Annotated in this window: 16 protein-coding genes, 1 other RNA gene and 1 pseudogene; 8 read left to right on the top strand and 10 right to left on the bottom strand. The window is 58.0% G+C overall.

Annotated elements, in window-relative coordinates:
- Positions 1-2 precede the first annotated feature (2 nt).
- The 5 genes from rnpB to AC0V6W_RS12030 form a co-directional block, all read right to left on the bottom strand.
- Positions 3-458: RNase P RNA component class A (gene rnpB / locus AC0V6W_RS12050), an RNA gene on the bottom strand.
- A gap of 77 nt (positions 459-535) precedes the next feature.
- Complete coding sequence (gene aqpZ, locus AC0V6W_RS12045; RefSeq protein ID WP_486151611.1) at positions 536-1,255, bottom strand: aquaporin Z; 720 nt, start codon at positions 1,253-1,255, stop codon at positions 536-538.
- 152 nt (positions 1,256-1,407) lie between these two features.
- Positions 1,408-2,118 (bottom strand): N-acetylmuramoyl-L-alanine amidase, encoded by a 711-nt coding sequence (locus tag AC0V6W_RS12040; RefSeq protein WP_486150292.1) that lies wholly within the window; start codon positions 2,116-2,118, stop codon positions 1,408-1,410.
- 7 nt (positions 2,119-2,125) lie between these two features.
- Positions 2,126-2,779 carry a histidine phosphotransferase family protein gene (locus AC0V6W_RS12035; RefSeq protein WP_486150290.1) on the bottom strand — a complete coding sequence of 218 codons (654 nt, stop codon included), beginning with the start codon at positions 2,777-2,779 and terminating at the stop codon, positions 2,126-2,128.
- 141 nt (positions 2,780-2,920) lie between these two features.
- A complete protein-coding gene (locus AC0V6W_RS12030; protein WP_486151609.1) occupies positions 2,921-3,310 on the bottom strand; it encodes a M67 family metallopeptidase in 390 nt (129 codons plus the stop codon).
- A 52-nt stretch (positions 3,311-3,362) separates the two neighbouring features.
- On the opposite strand from AC0V6W_RS12030, the pseudogene AC0V6W_RS12025 reads away from it, so the two are divergent.
- The 3 genes and pseudogenes from AC0V6W_RS12025 to rpoH all read left to right on the top strand — a co-directional run.
- Positions 3,363-3,572 (top strand): annotated as a pseudogene (locus AC0V6W_RS12025) (GIY-YIG nuclease family protein); the annotation flags it as partial.
- Between the two features lie 102 nt (positions 3,573-3,674).
- The gene (locus AC0V6W_RS12020) at positions 3,675-4,682 is read left to right on the top strand and encodes an RluA family pseudouridine synthase (protein ID WP_486151607.1); all 1,008 of its coding nucleotides are present in this window, start codon (positions 3,675-3,677) and stop codon (positions 4,680-4,682) included.
- A 112-nt stretch (positions 4,683-4,794) separates the two neighbouring features.
- On the top strand, positions 4,795-5,697 hold the full coding sequence (gene rpoH / locus AC0V6W_RS12015; protein ID WP_486150288.1) for an RNA polymerase sigma factor RpoH: 903 nt from the start codon (positions 4,795-4,797) through the stop codon (positions 5,695-5,697).
- A 99-nt stretch (positions 5,698-5,796) separates the two neighbouring features.
- Here the strand turns inward: rpoH and AC0V6W_RS12010 are convergent, their stop codons facing one another.
- On the bottom strand, positions 5,797-7,134 hold the full coding sequence (locus AC0V6W_RS12010; RefSeq protein WP_486150286.1) for a M20 metallopeptidase family protein: 1,338 nt from the start codon (positions 7,132-7,134) through the stop codon (positions 5,797-5,799).
- 155 nt (positions 7,135-7,289) lie between these two features.
- Between AC0V6W_RS12010 and mtgA the strand changes: the two genes are divergently transcribed.
- The 4 genes from mtgA to AC0V6W_RS11990 all read left to right on the top strand — a co-directional run bounded on the left by mtgA (position 7,290) and on the right by AC0V6W_RS11990 (position 10,157).
- Complete coding sequence (gene mtgA, locus AC0V6W_RS12005; RefSeq protein ID WP_486150284.1) at positions 7,290-7,970, top strand: monofunctional biosynthetic peptidoglycan transglycosylase; 681 nt, start codon at positions 7,290-7,292, stop codon at positions 7,968-7,970.
- Between the two features lie 60 nt (positions 7,971-8,030).
- Positions 8,031-8,612, top strand: coding sequence for a sigma-70 family RNA polymerase sigma factor (locus AC0V6W_RS12000; protein ID WP_486150282.1), 582 nt, complete (start codon positions 8,031-8,033; stop codon positions 8,610-8,612).
- A complete protein-coding gene (locus AC0V6W_RS11995; protein WP_486150280.1) occupies positions 8,609-9,400 on the top strand; it encodes an anti-sigma factor in 792 nt (263 codons plus the stop codon). The genes AC0V6W_RS12000 and AC0V6W_RS11995 overlap by 4 nt, the downstream gene beginning before the upstream one ends.
- Before the next feature lie 178 nt (positions 9,401-9,578).
- Complete coding sequence (locus AC0V6W_RS11990) at positions 9,579-10,157, top strand: fasciclin domain-containing protein (protein WP_486150278.1); 579 nt, start codon at positions 9,579-9,581, stop codon at positions 10,155-10,157.
- 123 nt (positions 10,158-10,280) lie between these two features.
- Here AC0V6W_RS11990 and AC0V6W_RS11985 read toward each other — a convergent pair whose 3' ends face one another.
- From AC0V6W_RS11985 to AC0V6W_RS11970, 4 genes are all read right to left on the bottom strand, one after another.
- The gene (locus AC0V6W_RS11985; RefSeq protein ID WP_486150276.1) at positions 10,281-10,610 is read right to left on the bottom strand and encodes a low molecular weight protein tyrosine phosphatase family protein; all 330 of its coding nucleotides are present in this window, start codon (positions 10,608-10,610) and stop codon (positions 10,281-10,283) included.
- 21 nt (positions 10,611-10,631) lie between these two features.
- On the bottom strand, positions 10,632-11,897 hold the full coding sequence (gene clpX, locus AC0V6W_RS11980; protein ID WP_486150274.1) for an ATP-dependent Clp protease ATP-binding subunit ClpX: 1,266 nt from the start codon (positions 11,895-11,897) through the stop codon (positions 10,632-10,634).
- A gap of 241 nt (positions 11,898-12,138) precedes the next feature.
- Complete coding sequence (locus AC0V6W_RS11975; RefSeq protein WP_486150272.1) at positions 12,139-12,843, bottom strand: ATP-dependent Clp protease proteolytic subunit; 705 nt, start codon at positions 12,841-12,843, stop codon at positions 12,139-12,141.
- A gap of 90 nt (positions 12,844-12,933) precedes the next feature.
- Positions 12,934-14,271 carry an acyltransferase family protein gene (locus AC0V6W_RS11970; protein WP_486150270.1) on the bottom strand — a complete coding sequence of 446 codons (1,338 nt, stop codon included), beginning with the start codon at positions 14,269-14,271 and terminating at the stop codon, positions 12,934-12,936.
- 192 nt (positions 14,272-14,463) lie between these two features.
- On the opposite strand from AC0V6W_RS11970, the gene AC0V6W_RS11965 reads away from it, so the two are divergent.
- Positions 14,464-16,005, top strand: coding sequence for an amidase (locus tag AC0V6W_RS11965; RefSeq protein WP_486150268.1), 1,542 nt, complete (start codon positions 14,464-14,466; stop codon positions 16,003-16,005).
- The last annotated feature ends 81 nt before the right edge of the window (positions 16,006-16,086 follow it).

Raw genomic sequence — 16,086 nt, 5'->3', positions numbered from 1 at the left:
CGTATCAGGGGGCCATCATAAGCCGGGTTCTGTCTCCGCGCGCGGTATGCCCAAAGGCACCAGCCGCGCGGCGGCAGCCATTCATCTGGGCCGCCCATTGCTGAGCGGCTCAAGCAACCAACCCGGACCTCCTCGGGGCGATGCCCCCCTGCCCTGCCGATAAGGCGAGCGCGAGATCCCTATTTGGTCTTGCTCCAGGTGGGGTTTGCCATGCGGACGCTGTTACCAGCCGCCCCGGTGCGCTTTTACCGCACCCTTTCACCCTTGCCTGTACCCTGCAAGCAAGCCGCAAGGCCATCGGCGGTATTCTCTCTGTGGCACTTTCCCTAAGCGCGCCTGTTACCAAGCGAGCCCGGCGGGCGTTACCCGCCACCTTTGCGTCGTGGAGCCCGGACTTTCCTCTCACTTAAACCCGCTCATCGAGAGCCTGTCGAAGGAGCGGCTGCCTCAAGCCCCCTGATACTGGGACCTGATACACAAAGGGCCAGCTGTAGGAAAGCTGGCCCTTTGGCATTTCATTATGAGCAGTGGAAGATCACTCCGTTCCGCCGATATTGTCGAGCGATTCGTCCGGCGACAACAGCAGTTTCCAGATCATCGCGCCCAAAGCAGCGCCGATCAGCGGTGCAACCCAGAACAGCCACAGCTGCGGCACAGCCAGCGCATTGTCCGAGAAGAACGCAACGCCAGTGGAACGCGCAGGGTTCACCGACGTGTTGGTGACAGGGATAGAGATCAAATGAATGAGCGTCAGACACAGCCCAATCGCAATGGGCGCAAAACCCGATGGCGCTTTGGGTGATGTCGATCCCAGGATCACAATCAGGAAGAACGCGGTCAGCACAATCTCAATCACCAAAGCCGACATCATCGTGTATCCATGGGGAGAGAACTCACCATATCCGTTGGCGGCAAACCCGCCTGCGGCAAAGTCCGGCACGCCTGAGGCAATCGTGAACAAAGTCGCGCCAGCGGCAAAAGCGCCGATCACTTGCGCGATCCAGTAAGGCACCAGCTCGCCAAAGCTGAACCGGCCGCCCAAAGCGAGACCGAGCGAAACCGCCGGGTTGAAATGCCCGCCCGAAATCCCGCCAACAGCATAAGCCATGGTGAGAACCGTCAAACCAAACGCCAGCGACACGCCTGCATAGGCAATGCCCAAATCCGGAATGCCAGCGGCCAAAACCGCCGAACCGCATCCGCCAAACACCAGCCAGAATGTCCCGAAAAACTCAGCTGCGAGCTTCTTTCCCATCATCAATCCCTCCCTTATTCGCAAAATCACTGAGAGCGCTTATAACGCTTTTGGCGCCCGGTGGTGTTTCGATGTGTAAAGGTGGTGTTAAAGGTATCGCTTAGTATCTGAGTAGGAAAGCTCTCGTTCGGATTGTCGATCTTGCGGCCTCTTTAACGAGCGGTTCCGCGATCCCGATCAAGTAGCAATTGCCACAATATCGCACTGATCTGCTGGTCGATCTGGCCATCAATCAGCTCTGGCCGCCAGCGCCGTTGGAACGCCTCGACCGCTTTGGGCCCGACAGTGATGTCGTATCCATACCGTTCAAGTGCGAGCATGAACGCCCCATCATTGTGAAACGGATCACCTGATGCCAGGTTTGTGGGGATAGGCAGGCACAGCCCGTATTCCGCCAGCCGCTCCCAGGGGAACAGCTCACCCGGATCGATCTTGCGCGCAGGCGCGACATCGGAATGGCCCACCACATTGGCGCGCGGGATGTCGTGCTGTTTCACGATCCGGGCAACCAGCGGCACCAGCGCCTCAAACTGCGCATCGGCAAAGGGGCGGTAGCCGCCGCCATGGCCGGGATGATCCAGCTCAATCCCGATACTGGCCGAGTTTACATCCTTGTGCCCGCGCCAATACGACACGCCTGCGTGCCATGCCCGCTTTTCCTCAGGCACCATCTGCGTCACCACGCCCTCTTCGCTGATGAGGTAATGCGCCGATACGCCCGCATCCGGATCGGTAAGCCGCGCCAACGCGCTCTCAACGGGCTTCATCTCTGTATAGTGGATGACCAGCATGCTGATCGGCAGCGCGCGTTCATTGCAATTGGGCGACGGCACCACTTCGTGAACAAGCTCGCAGCGTTCCATCGCGCGTTTACCCAATCATCCCGTCAGGCTGCGGCAGCACCGCACCCAGCACCAAGGCGCCATCTGTCAGCTGGTATTGCAGCCCGCCGCCCATCTCTTTGGCCACGAGTGCGACCATATGCGCTGCCGCTGTGCGGCTGGTGATCTCGTCTGCGGCGAGTTCCCCTTGCAAGGCCCGCCCGATCACCTCGTCAAAGGCGAGCTTTTCAGCGGTTGCCCGCGCCACGATCTCGACATTGCCATCGAGCAGTTCCGCGCCAATATCGAGCGTTCCGCCGCGCACCAGGCTATCCAGCGCGATCTGTGATAGGTTCAGCATCACTTTCACTGCCGGTTTGGGCAGGCTGGACGAGGCAATCGCCCAGTTCAGCTCCACTTTCTTGGCATCAGAAGCCAGCGCAGCGATCACCTCTTGCGCTTCTTCGACGGGGACAGCATCGCCAAACCCGCCCGCAGCGCCAAACGCCAAGCGGAAGAATCGCAGTTTGTCCGTGCTGATTTTGGCGGATTGTTCCAGCAATTCCAAGACATTGGCGCGCATTGCGGGATCGCTTTCATCTGCAAGCAGCTCCAGCCCATTGGCCAAAGCGCCCACGGGCGAGAGCATGTCATGGCACAGCCGCGAGCACAGCAGGGCGGCAAGATCGGTTTGTGAGTTCATATTGGGGCCGTCATTCCTGAATGCGTGTTACACATGTTACACGGTCCTAGGGATAAAAAACCGCGCTTGCCACAGGTGGTTTGAGCCAAAGCGGTTTTGTCCGCGAAAGATCGAATGGGCCGGGTCATCACGCCGGCCAATTTACCCCTTCAAGACCGAGTAGGAAAGCGGGACAAAGCCATCCGGGTCGTCCCGCCAAACCCGCACATCGCCGCCTGCAATAATCGCCCAGACCTTGCCATCACCTGCCGCCATGGCGCGGTCGGTTTTGGACGGCACCGCATCGCCCGAAGGGTGCGAATGGTAATAGCCGATGATCGCATCTCCGCCTGCGCGCTCTGCTTTATGCGCATCGATCAGCGCTTGGGGATCAATTCCGAAATGGGTCTGCGGGGTTGGATGAACATTGCGAGCAGGCGCCGCGCGGGTGATCTGCGCGCCTTCCCCGAGCAGCAACCCGCACGCCTCGCGGGGGTAAGCAGCGGCAGCGGCTGTGTGGATGTCAGTGAGCGCCTTCTCGCTCAACCCAATATCCGTTCGTGCTGAGCTTGTCGAAGCACCGTCCTTCACTTAGGCCTCCTCCATGTCATTTTGGACTTACATGCTGCATTGCCGCGCGGGCAAGTATTATACCGGGCATACCGATGATCTGGAACGGCGGATCGGAGAGCATCAATCGGGAAAGGTACAGGGCTTCACCAAAGACAAGCTACCAGTTGAACTTGTCTGGTCCCAGGAATTCCCCACTCGTCACGAAGCTCTTGCCGCTGAATTGCAGATCAAGGGTTGGTCTAGAGCGAAGAAACAAGCGCTTATCAGAGGCGATTGGGACAGAATCTCTGCACTCGCCAAAAGCAAGGACGGCCCTTCGACAAGCTCAGGGCGAACGGTTGAAATGGTAGAGAAAACAGCAAAATCCGTTCGTGCTGAGTCTGTCGAAGCACCGTCCTTTTCTTCCCAAAACACCCTCACCGGCAAGACCTGTGCGCCCGCCCGCCTCGATAAAGCGCTAGCGGACGCAACCGATTTGAGCCGTGCACGTGTCCAAGCACTTATCGCTCAGGGCCGCGTCGTTCTTGATGGTCAGCCAGCAAATTCCCCCAGCGCCAAAATCGCCAGCGGCACCCCTTTTGCCATCACCATTCCCGCCGCGATCCCCGCCGAAGCGCAGCCGCAGGACATTCCGCTCGATATCGCGTATGAGGATGAGCACCTTATCATCGTCAACAAACCCGCTGGCATGGTCGTCCACCCTGCGGCCGGCAATGCGGATGGCACGCTTGTCAATGCGCTGCTGCACCATTGCAAGGGCTCACTTTCCGGGATTGGCGGGGTTGCGCGGCCCGGCATTGTCCACCGGATCGACAAGGATACCTCAGGATTGCTGGTCGCGGCCAAAACCGATGCCGCGCATGAAGGGCTTGCTGCGCAGTTTGCTGCGCACACTGTGCATCGCCGTTATCTCGCTGTATGCGCAGGCTTTCCTACACCCAAAACCGGCACTATCGAAGGCAAAATCGGCCGATCCGATGCCAATCGAAAGAAAATGGCTGTGCTCGACAAGAATTCCTCACGCGGGAAACACGCCGTTACGCATTATACCGTTCTCGACAGGCTGGCTGATGCAAGTTTAATCGAATGCCGGCTGGAAACCGGGCGCACCCATCAGGTGCGCGTTCACTGTGCATCAATCGGCCATGCTTTATTAGGAGACCCATTCTACGGACAGACACCCAAGGCTTTGAAACCGCTTTTAAAACAGCTTGGTTTTGCGCGCCAAGCGCTGCATGCGGCGGAAATTGGCTTTAACCATCCTGTGACACGGAAAAATGTCCATTTCCAGGCCAGTCTGCCGCCGGATATTTTGGAACTAATCGACGAACTTACCCGTTGTAATCGATGAAAGCGCACCCAAATGCGCATTTCTCGCGTATATGTAACCGAGTGGCCCAGATTTACGGATGCTCATTAGAGGTCCGCAACAAGCGGCTGACACCAGAAAGGTTAGGAACACTGTGAGTAAAGCAAAAACAAGCGTCCCCGCCCTTAGCGGTGAGCAGAGCCTCAACCGTTATTTGTCGGAAATCAAAAAATACCCCGTCCTCACCGCCGAGCAGGAATATATGCTCGCCAAACGGTATGAGGAACACGAAGACCCTGAGGCTGCTGCCCAGCTGGTCTCCTCGCACCTGCGGCTCGTCGCGAAAATCGCGATGGGTTATCGCGGCTACGGCCTGCCGGTGAGTGATCTCATTTCCGAAGGCAATGTCGGCCTGATGCAGGGCGTCAAGAAATTCGAACCCGAACGCGGTTTCCGCCTCGCGACTTACGCGATGTGGTGGATTAAAGCGTCGATCCAGGAGTATATCCTGCGTTCGTGGAGCCTGGTCAAAATGGGCACCACCGCAGCTCAGAAAAAGCTGTTTTTCAACCTTCGCCGGATGAAGAAACAGCTGGAAGCCTATGAAGACACCGATCTTTCACCCGAAGATCTGACCAAGATCGCGACCGATCTGGGCGTGCCCGAACAAGAAGTCGTCAATATGAACCGCCGCATGATGATGGGCGGCGATGGCTCGCTCAACACACCCATGCGCGGCGGCGAAGAAGGCGCTGGCGAATGGCAGGATTGGTTGACCGATGATCGCCCGCTTCAGGACGAAACGGTTGCCGATGCCCAAGAAGCCAGCGTCCGCCACGAAATGCTGGTTGAGGCAATGGATGCGCTTAATGAGCGCGAACAGCACATCCTGACAGAGCGCCGCTTGACCGAAAAACCGCAGACTTTGGAAGAACTCTCCCAAGTCTACGAAGTCAGCCGCGAACGCATCCGCCAGATCGAAGTGCGCGCGTTTGAAAAGCTGCAAAAAGCCATGCAGCGCATCGCGGGTGAGCGGTTGCTGCCTGGGATGGCGTAAGCGCGATCTTACTACTCGCATTGAAAAGGCGGCCCGCGATGGCCGCCTTTTTTATTTGCAGGCCGCCGCACGCGGCCAAGTTTTGAGTGTTAGCTGGCTTTATTCAGCGCCCGCCAAATCCAGCACAGCAGCAACCATCGCTCTTGTGCCCAAGGTCACGCTCTCCTTCGGCGCCACTTTGAACAGAGGCGAATGGTGCGACGGGACGGCTGGTCCGCCTGCTTCTTCGTCGGCGAAATCTTCGGGCGGAGTGCCGCCGACGGCAAAGTAATAACCCGGCACACCCAGCTCTTCTTCAACGAAATAGGCGAAATCTTCCGCGCCCATGCCCTGTTGTTCGAACGGGATAAACGCATCTTCGCCCAGATCGCGGATCATCACATTGTTGAGCCGCTTGGCCAGCGCCTTGTCGTTATAGGTGACAGGCGTGCCCTCGCTCACCACCACTTCGACAGGCATATCATCGGGCAGGCCATGCGCTTTGCCTATGCCCACCGCGACGCGGCGGATACTGGCGAGCAATTGCGCGCGCACATCTTCATCATTGGACCGGACGGTCAATTGCAGCTTTGCCTGATCAGAAATTATGTTGTGCTTTGACCCCGAATGGAACGAACCAACAGTGATGACGGCGGGGGATAAGGGCTTCACTTCGCGGCTGACGATCGATTGCAGGCCGGTGACGATCTGGCTGGCGATGTAAACCGGATCGCGGCCCCGGTGCGGGCTGGCCCCGTGCGCGCCAATGCCGGGAACAGTGATATCGACGCTGTCTGCGCTCGAATACTGGATGCCTTCGGCTGCTGACACTTTGCCCGTTGGCAGCACGCTGGCGACATGGAAGGCAAGCGCATAGTCGGGTTTGCCAAAGCGTTCATACAGGCCATCGGCTAGCATCGCCTTGGCCCCGCCCACGCGCTCTTCGGCCGGTTGGACGACGAACATGATCGTGCCTTGCCATTCATCCTTCATCGCCATCAAACGCCGCGCTGTGCCCACAAGCGAGGTGATGTGCACATCATGCCCGCAGGCATGCATGACGGGATATTCCACACCGTCCTGGCCCACTTGCGTCGCGGTGGAGGCGTATTCGAGGCCCGATTTCTCAACCACTGGCAGCCCGTCCATATCCGCGCGCAGCAGGATCAGGGGGCCTTCGCCATTGCGGATCATGCCCACAACGCCGGTGCCGCCCACGCCTTCGGTCACTTCGACGCCTGCACCGCGCAATTCGGCCGCCATGCGCGCCGCCGTTGCGTTTTCAAGGAAAGAAAGCTCGGGGTTCTGGTGAAAATGCACAAATAAGGGCGCGAGGTAATTGTCGTAATCCGCCTCAACCGCGGCGGCGATTTCCTGCGGGGTTTCGGCCCAGACAGGCGATGCCATTGCCCCGCAGATTAAAGCAATCGATGCGGCGGCGGTTGTGAAAGTTCGCATGGTTTCTCTCCCCATTTTGTATACCGCGCAGATAAAGCATGCCCGCGCGTGGCTCGCAAGTTGGCCCTGCACGCTGACCCCGTAAGTCTTTCGGCGCAGGGGCCACACACACCGATGATTGCACTGGCAGGGCGCGCGTTATAAACGCTGCTGCGATGATGCGATTGGCCGGAATATGCGCGCGGGTGCTGGTTAAAGTGATCCTGTGGTTCACAGGCCTGTCGCTGCTCGCCGTGATCGCATTCAAATGGCTACCCATCCCCTACACCGCGACCATGGCGATGGACGAAAACGCAGTGACGAAAGACTGGGAAAGCCTTTCCCAAATCGACCCTGATCTGGTTGCCGCCGTCATCGGGGCGGAGGATTCCAAATTTTGCAGCCACTCTGGCTTTGATACAGAAGCCATTGAAAAAGCATATAAAGACAACCAAAAAGGCGGCAAGATAAGAGGCGCGTCCACGATCAGCCAGCAAACGGCCAAAAACGTCTTTTTGTGGCAAGGCGGCGGCTATTTTCGCAAAGGGTTGGAGGCTTGGTTCACGTTCTGGATCGAAAATGTGTGGGGCAAACGCCGCATCATGGAGGTCTATCTCAACGTCGCGGAAACGGGCCTTGGCACATACGGCGCAGAAGCCGGCGCGCAGCGTTACTTTGGCAAATCCGCAAGCCAGCTTTCCGCCAACGAAGCCGCGCGCATGGCCGCTGCTCTTCCCAGCCCAAAAACCCGCGAGGTGACCAGCCCTGCAGGCTGGCTCGCCAGCTATGGCCGCAATCTGGAACGCCGCATTGGCGTGGTGCAGCGCGATGGCCTGGATGATTGCGTCTACGATTGAAGCGCAAATGGTGTCCACACCCATTGACGTTTAGCCATCCTAGAGGCAATTGCATTGCCGATGGCAACGAGCCCTACCCCTTCCACTCCTGAAGCGCGCGAAGCGCTGCGCAGCGCCATGGTCCGTCTGGCCGAGGGCGACAGCGCAGCGCTGGAGGAAATTTATCAGGCAACCCGCGTGAAACTGTTTGGTATCTGCTTTCGTATCTTGAGAGATCGAAAGGAAGCAGAAGACGCTTTGCAGGACGTATATGTCAATCTTTGGCAGCGGGCGGATCGCTATGATCCGGACCGCGCCAGCCCGATATCGTGGCTGGCCACTTTCGCGCGCAACCGCGCGATTGACCGTTTGCGCACGGGCAAAGTGCGCGGCGGTGCAGTGCCCGTGGAAGAGGCCGCCCCGCTGCCTGATGAAACGCCGCTTGCTGATGCGCTGCTGATTGATGCGGAGAAAAACGCGCAGATCCACACCTGCCTCAAAACTCTCGATGAAAAGGCGCAAACCTATATTCGTGAGGCGTTTTTCGAAGGCAGCACCTATGCGCAATTGGCCGAAAAGGCCGATGTGCCGCTGGGCACCATGAAAAGCTGGATCCGCCGCGGATTGATGCGCCTGCGCGCTTGTCTGGAGGCAAGCGAATGAGCGGCCAAGACAAACTCGATCCGATGGACAATCGCGACGACAAAACCATTGCCGCAGAATATGCGCTGGGCTTGCTCGAAGGTGAGGAATTGCTCACCGCGCGCGGGCGCATGGCGCATGATGCGGCCTTTGCTGATCGCAAGGCGTGGTGGGACAATTGGTTTGCGCCGTGGACCGATGAAATGGCCGCGATGGAGCCTGATGCAAGCGTTTGGCAGCAGATCGATGCGCGCGTTCACGCAGCGCTTGATCAACCGGCGCAGCCTGCACAGATTGGGGACGCTGCGGCCAATACGGGCGAGGTTATCGACCTGCGCGCCCGCTTGCACCGCTGGCAGTGGACCGCCGGGCTGACATCCGCCGCGGCGGCAATCGCGCTTGCCTTTATGGCGTTTGGGCCGGGCACTTCGCCTGCGCCAATGGACCCGGAAACACCGCAGATCGCCGCAGCGCCTCTGGTGGCATCGATCCCGATTGGGGAAACGCAATTACGGCTTGGCGTGACGTTTCTGCCGGAAAGCGATGAGATGCTGGTGTCGGCCTCCGGCCTTTCTGCTGACGGCGTGCACGATCACGAATTGTGGCTGGTGCCTGCCGATGGGTCCGATCTGCAATCGCTTGGCGTGGTGGCAGCGGGCGAAGAACGCCGGATTGAACTGCCCGCCAATGTCGCGCGCAATATGGGCGACGGGGTGGAACTGGTGCTGACACGCGAACCTTTGGGCGGAAAGCCTGAGGGTGTGGATGCAGGTCCGGTTGTGGCGCAAGGTTCGCTGTCCCAGGTGTAAACCTGACACGGGTTTAGAATGGCGAAGCCCAGTGGCGCGCCAATACACCCCCCAAATCCCTGACTTTTAATGATTTCCTCATTTAATTGAAACTGCTTTGCATCCGCATCTAAACGCAGTGCGTAACTCCACACGCAAGACCGGGAGGGCTTGCAGCAACAAAAGGAGATCCCCCTTTATGTCACGTACTGCTAAACTCCCCGCCCGGCTCAAGGCCATTGCGCTTGCAGCTGCTATCGGCACCGCTGCTGTTACAACGCTTGGCACAGCCCCTGTCGCCGCCCATCATCACAAAGCGAAAAAGGCCGAGGCCAATCTGGTCGAGACCGCTGTTAGCACAGGGGTTCACACCACGCTTGTCGCAGCGGTTCAGGCCGCTGGTCTGGCCGAAACGCTTTCAGCCGATGGCGCGCTGACAGTCTTTGCCCCCACTGACACCGCATTTGCCAAATTGCCCGATGGCACGGTGGCCAATTTGGTGAAGCCTGAAAACAAAGAGGCTCTCACAGGCATCCTCACTTATCATGTGGTTGGCGGCAACATCACCAGCAAAATGATCCTTGGCTATATCAACGATAGCAGCGATGGGATTGCCCGCATCAAGACCTTGGCTGGCGGCGTACTCGAAGCGCGCTTGTCAGGCGAAACCATCGTGGTGACAGACGGCGCTGGCCGCACGGCTGCCGTTACGACGGCTGATGTCAACACATCGAACGGCATCATTCACGTCACCGATGGCGTCTTTTTGCCGGGCTAAACCGTAACTCTTCAAAGCTAGCGCTGCTCCACCCCTCCCTCCCACCCGGGGCGGCGCTAAACAGAACCCCGCTCAGCCATCAACCTCCAGGCTGAGCGGGGTTTTTGCGTTCAGGGCGCACAATCAGGGAAGCCAGTGCCTAAACTTGTGGCGAAGCAATCGGATCAGTTCGGGGTCCATAAATTCGTAGTTATCGCGAATGGAAAGGACCACGACCCGCTTGTCTTTGAGGGCAGTGCGATGGTTTTGCTGGAGCCTTTGTTTGTGATGCTGCTCCATCACAAAAACGATATCGGCCCAGCTAATCAGGTCATCACTGACACGCTCCTGCGCATCGCGATGGGTTCCCGCGGAAAGCGTATTGACCCCGTCAACTTCTGCAAAAATATGCTCAGCAGTAGGGCTGCGCCATTTGTTCTGGCTACAGATAAAAAGGAAATTCAAGTCAGGCAAAAATACCTGACAAACAGCGGATCAAGCCGCCTCTTCCTTCGCCTCTTTCGCGCCGTGGACGCGGACGGGTTCTTTGGTGCCGCTGACGACTTCGCCGTCAACCACGATTTCCGTCACGCCGTCCATATCGGGCAGGTCGAACATCGTATCCAGAAGAATGCCTTCGACGATAGAGCGCAGACCGCGTGCGCCAGTCTTACGCTTGATCGCGCGTTCGGCGATGGCTTTGAGCGCATCCTCGGTGAAGGTCAGCTCAACATCTTCAAGCTCGAAGAGTTTCGCATATTGTTTCACCAAAGCGTTTTTCGGCTCCTGAAGGATCGTAACCAACGCATCGACATCAAGGTCGTGCAGGGTCGCGATAACTGGCAAACGACCCACAAATTCAGGGATCAGACCGAATTTGAGCAAATCTTCCGGCTCGCTCTTTTCGAGCAATTCGCCCACTTTGCGCTTGTCAGGATCGGCAACATGCGCCCCGAACCCGATGGAGCGTTTTTGCAGTCGGTCACCAATAATCTTGTCGAGTCCAGCAAACGCGCCGCCGCAGATGAACAGGATGTTGGTGGTGTCAACCTGCAGGAACTCCTGCTGCGGATGCTTACGCCCGCCTTGCGGAGGAACGCTGGCAGTGGTGCCTTCCATCAGTTTCAGCAGCGCCTGCTGCACACCTTCACCCGATACGTCGCGCGTGATGGAGGGATTTTCCGCCTTGCGCGTAATCTTGTCGATTTCGTCGATATAGACGATGCCGTGCTGCGCTTTTTCAACATTGTAATCGGATGATTGCAGCAATTTTAGGATGATGTTCTCAACATCTTCACCAACATAACCCGCTTCTGTCAGCGTCGTCGCATCGGCCATGGTGAAAGGCACATCAAACGTGCGCGCCAAAGTCTGGGCGAGCAAGGTTTTACCCGTACCTGTCGGGCCGACAAGCAGGATGTTCGATTTCGCCAGCTCAACTTCACCAGCTTTGCCTGAATGGTGCAGGCGTTTGTAATGGTTGTGGACCGCCACCGAAAGATTGCGCTTGGCCGAATTCTGACCGATCACGTAATCATTCAAAGTCGCGAAAATTTCGGAAGGCGTGGGCACTTCGCCGTCTTTTTTGCCGGCAATGCCCTGCTTGGTTTCCTCTCGGATGATGTCATTGCACAGCTCCACGCATTCATCACAGATGAACACGGTTGGCCCTGCAATCAGCTTGCGCACTTCGTGCTGGGACTTCCCGCAAAAGCTGCAATACAGGGTGCTTTTGCTGTCGGATCCGCTGAGTTTTGTCATTCCAAGTTTCCTTTAATCCGAACACGCCAATTGAAACGACCCCATGTTCGGATTCGCTGACTGTATCTCCGACACAAAATGAATCAACCACAAGTGCCCGAATTTACGTCCAATCAGGCGGCAAATGTCGCCTTTGTAACACGCAAAGCCCGTTTACCTGCCGCCGCGTCACATCGCGGGACACATGAATGCGCATTCGTTTCCAAATATATTACAACCGCAGGCAAAACCGCGCGCGAGGTTATTCGGGCGCTCCGCCAGAGCCTGCTTCCTCATCGCCCTCTTCATTTTCGGGGCGCGTTTCGAAGACTTTATCGACCAGGCCAAACTCCTTGGCCTCTTCAGCCTCAAGGAAGGTGTCGCGGTCCATCGCCTTTTCAATCTCTTCAAGGGTGCGGCCCGTGAATTTGACATAGAGATCGTTCATCCGGGTGCGAATGCGCAAGATCTCGCGCGCCTGAATTTCGATATCGGACGCCATGCCGCGCGCCCCGCCCGAAGGCTGATGCACCATCACGCGCGCATTGGGCAAAGCGATGCGCATGCCCGGCTCACCTGCGGCAAGCAGGAAACTGCCCATGCTGGCCGCTTGCCCCATCACCACGGTCGAAACGCGCGGTTTGATATATTGCATGGTGTCATAGATCTGCAGACCAGCAGTCACCACGCCGCCGGGCGAGTTGATGTACATCGAAATCGGCTTTGACGGGTTTTCGCTTTCGAGGAACAGCAGCTGCGCTGTGATCAGCGATGCCATGCCGTCTTCGATTTGCCCTGTCACAAACACGATACGTTCGCGCAAAAGGCGCGAGAAAATGTCGAAGCTGCGCTCGCCCCGGCTGGTTTGCTCCACCACCACAGGCACCAAGGCGCCGGTAAGAGGATCACGCGTAAACTGACCCTGAGAGCCGTGTGTTTCGCCGTTTGCGCCAAGCAGATCGATCATGGTGAGCTTTTCCTTCGTGAATGCCGGACCCGCTATGTCGGGCCGGGATGCGCTTTTTCAAGGGGTCGCGCGTTTACGCTGGGGATAGGTTCAAGCAGGCTTCGTGGTTTTAACCGACTGCGCCTTGGCAGATGGAAAGAACGCTTCGAAAAAACCGGGCTGATGAGCGACCTGTTCCACATCGGTTTTGCCATTGAACAACAAGCGCAAAATCGCAACGCGCCGCACCAGCAATTCATGGATCAGGATGACCGTGGTCGCCGCTGCAAAGGTCACAATCGCAAATTCCAGCGCAATCGGCCAATCGAGCCCCACAAACATCTGCCCGTAAATATATACAAAGCAGTGGTGGAACAGATACATCGACAGCGCGCAATCGGCGAGCCAAGCGGTGCGCGGGCCGCCTTCGTTAAAGAAGCGGTGGAAGAATTGCAGGATGAACAAAACCAGTGTCCAGATCGCCAGCTGGTTAAGGAACAGCAATGTCATGCGCACAGCGAACGTGCGATCCTCACCCAGATCAATCCCCATAGAGGCCGCGCCATTGAACACAAACGGCATGATGTGCCCCTGATCCGCCATCGGATAGGGTTGAAACAATAGCGCTGCAAATGCAGCAATCGGCATCCACCAGCGCCATTCAACCAAGGCTGCAAGCAAGCGCGGTGACAGGGCCGCCATCACGCCGATGACGAAGAAAGGAAATTCGCTGGTCAGTTTGTACCAGCTTTGAAAGCCGGGAAAAATCAGATCATACCCGCCCGGCACCAGCGCCGCAGCGGAATAATTGGCCGTGTTGGCAAAACCAAAAAACAACAGGACGAATAAGAAAGGCAGGCTGCCGCTGGCGATTTTGCCCAGCCAGTCGGACAGTTTGACAGACAGCCCGCGCAGCCCCGCATCCTTGGGCACGGCTGCCTGAACAATCGCAGCAAGCACAAACATCGGCAACAGGCTGATAAGGAACCACAGATGCAATTGCCATGTGCCATCCGCCCAGATCTGCACGAAAGCCGGGCTGCCGATCCATTCGAATATCGAGCCTGTCCCGCCAGCATCACTCCATCTGAGATAATGTTCGAGCATGTTGAACGTGACCGCGATCACAATCAGCGGGATGGCGGTGCGCTGAAAGCGGTTCCACAGAAAATCGCCCACTGTGCGCCTTGTGAGAAGCAGCACGGCAAAGAACCCGCCAACAAAGAAAAAGGTCGGCGTTACAAATAGATGGAAAGCAAAGATCAACCAATCAAAGAACGCCGCGCGGTCCTCGTTCCCTGTAATCCATGGCCGCATCGGCGCGTAGACTGTGCCTGTGTGCAGCGCGACAGACAGGAACATCAGCACCGAACGCGCACCATCAATATCGTGATAATGCTTGCGCTTGGGCGGCGCGCTGGGCTGGGATTGGGCGGCTGATTGATTCATCTGATTGGGGGCTATAGCAGCTTTGAGTTACCGGATTGCAAAATTGCGTTTCGCGGCGTTGACCCGCAGACGCGCCCACCACAAGCATCATGCTATCGGCGTTCGCGATTGAGACGGCGCGGGTCAAAAGGTTAATAGCGGCGGTTTTTTACTCGCTTGCATAACTGAACCAAAAGGTGCGATCCTTGACGCATGAAACACCCCATTTGCGCCCTCGCCCTTACCGCAGCTCTGATTTTGCCGATCACTTCATCCGATGCGCGGACCTTGAGCGATACGGCGGCTGAGGCGCGCTATTATCTCGACCGGATTGAGCGGCTGGACGATGCAGGCCCTGAACTGAATGCGGTGATTGCCGTCAATCCCGATGCGCCCGAGCAAGCATCTGAGTTGATCGGAATCGCACCGCTTGGCGGGCGCGCGGTGCTGGTCAAAGACAATATCGAGACGCGCGAATTGCCCACCACCGCTGGCAGTCTGGCATTGAAGGACAATTTCACAGGCCGCGACGCGCCGCTGATCGCCAATCTGCGCGTGGCTGGCGGGGTGGTTTTGGGCAAAACCAATCTCAGTGAATGGGCCAATATCCGCAGCGATAACTCGACCAGCGGGTGGAGCGCGATTGGCGGCCTCACTCGCAATCCGCATGCCACCGATCGCAACACTTGCGGATCATCCTCAGGCAGCGCCGCTGCGGTGGCTGCGGGCTTTGCCTGGGCGGCGATTGGGACTGAGACGAATGGCTCCATATCGTGCCCCGCCTCGATCAACGGGATCGTGGGCTTCAAGCCCAGCGTCGGGATCGTCAGCCGCACGCATGTGGTGCCGATTTCAAGCACGCAGGATACAGCGGGTCCGATGACGCGCACAGTGCGCGATGCCGCTAGGCTGTTGAGCGCGATTGCGGGCGAGGACAATGCCGACCCCGTCACCTTAAACGTTCCGCGCATTTCCGACTACGCAGCGGGGCTTGACGATGCGGCCCTGCAAGGCGTGCGCATCGGGGTGATGCGCAATCAGATCGGCAACCGCGCAGATCTGGCTGAGGTTTTCGGTGTGGCGCTGGCCGATTTGGAGCGCGCGGGCGCGGTGCTGGTCGATATCGAGTTTGAACCGCGCGAGGAAATGTTCCGCGACAGCTTTACCGTGCTGATGTTCGAGCTGCGCGAGGGCATGAACGCCTATCTGGAATCGATCCCTGCAATCGGCGGCGGACCCGGCGAAACAGACACAGATGTCGCCCCGCGATCACTGGCTGACCTCATCGCGTTCAACAAAGCCAATGCAGAGACCGAAATGCGCTGGTTCGGGCAGGAATTGTTCGAGCTTGCCGAAGCGACCACCGACCGCGAGGCCTATGAAAAAGCGCGGGAAAATGCAGTGCGGATCGCAGGCGAGGAAACGCTCGACATGCTGCTAGCGGCGCACAATGTGCAATTCCTCGTCGCCCCAACACGCGGCCCGGCATGGACGAGCGATTTGGTCAACGGCGACAGTTTCAACGGCTCCATCGGGTTCGGATCGCCCGCAGCCATCGCGGGCTATCCGCACCTGACTGTTCCGATGGGACATATCGAAGGGCTGCCGGTTGGCATCAGCTTTTTCGGCGCAAAATGGGCCGATCACGATGTGCTGAAAGCGGGCGCTGCATATGAAACGGCGCGAACAGCCGAACTGCCCGCGCCGTCATTTAAACCTTGGTCGCCGCCCGAAATCCAAGCGGCAACCGAATAGCGCGTCCCCGCAAAGGCGGGGATCTCATGCCGCTTGGCGCTTGGTTGCACGCGGTCTCCGCCTTCGCAGGGACTCGCTGAT

The sequence above is a fragment of the Erythrobacter sp. JB1-7 genome (assembly GCF_057365015.1).
This window is presented reverse-complemented; position numbering and strand designations above follow the sequence as displayed.

Excerpts from the sequence above, each read along its gene's own strand:
- mtgA (WP_486150284.1), top strand. The coding sequence starts at position 7,290 with ATGATGCGATTGGCCGGAATATGCGCGCGGGTGCTGGTTAAAGTGATC.
- AC0V6W_RS11995 (WP_486150280.1), top strand. The coding sequence starts at position 8,609 with ATGAGCGGCCAAGACAAACTCGATCCGATGGACAATCGCGACGACAAA.
- AC0V6W_RS11970 (WP_486150270.1), bottom strand. The coding sequence starts at position 14,271 with ATGAATCAATCAGCCGCCCAATCCCAGCCCAGCGCGCCGCCCAAGCGC.
- clpX (WP_486150274.1), bottom strand. The coding sequence starts at position 11,897 with ATGACAAAACTCAGCGGATCCGACAGCAAAAGCACCCTGTATTGCAGC.
- AC0V6W_RS12035 (WP_486150290.1), bottom strand. The coding sequence starts at position 2,779 with ATGAACTCACAAACCGATCTTGCCGCCCTGCTGTGCTCGCGGCTGTGC.
- AC0V6W_RS11990 (WP_486150278.1), top strand. The coding sequence starts at position 9,579 with ATGTCACGTACTGCTAAACTCCCCGCCCGGCTCAAGGCCATTGCGCTT.
- AC0V6W_RS11965 (WP_486150268.1), top strand. The coding sequence starts at position 14,464 with ATGAAACACCCCATTTGCGCCCTCGCCCTTACCGCAGCTCTGATTTTG.
- AC0V6W_RS12000 (WP_486150282.1), top strand. The coding sequence starts at position 8,031 with ATGGCAACGAGCCCTACCCCTTCCACTCCTGAAGCGCGCGAAGCGCTG.
- AC0V6W_RS12040 (WP_486150292.1), bottom strand. The coding sequence starts at position 2,118 with ATGGAACGCTGCGAGCTTGTTCACGAAGTGGTGCCGTCGCCCAATTGC.
- AC0V6W_RS12020 (WP_486151607.1), top strand. The coding sequence starts at position 3,675 with ATGGTAGAGAAAACAGCAAAATCCGTTCGTGCTGAGTCTGTCGAAGCA.
- AC0V6W_RS11975 (WP_486150272.1), bottom strand. The coding sequence starts at position 12,843 with ATGATCGATCTGCTTGGCGCAAACGGCGAAACACACGGCTCTCAGGGT.
- aqpZ (WP_486151611.1), bottom strand. The coding sequence starts at position 1,255 with ATGGGAAAGAAGCTCGCAGCTGAGTTTTTCGGGACATTCTGGCTGGTG.
- AC0V6W_RS12010 (WP_486150286.1), bottom strand. The coding sequence starts at position 7,134 with ATGCGAACTTTCACAACCGCCGCCGCATCGATTGCTTTAATCTGCGGG.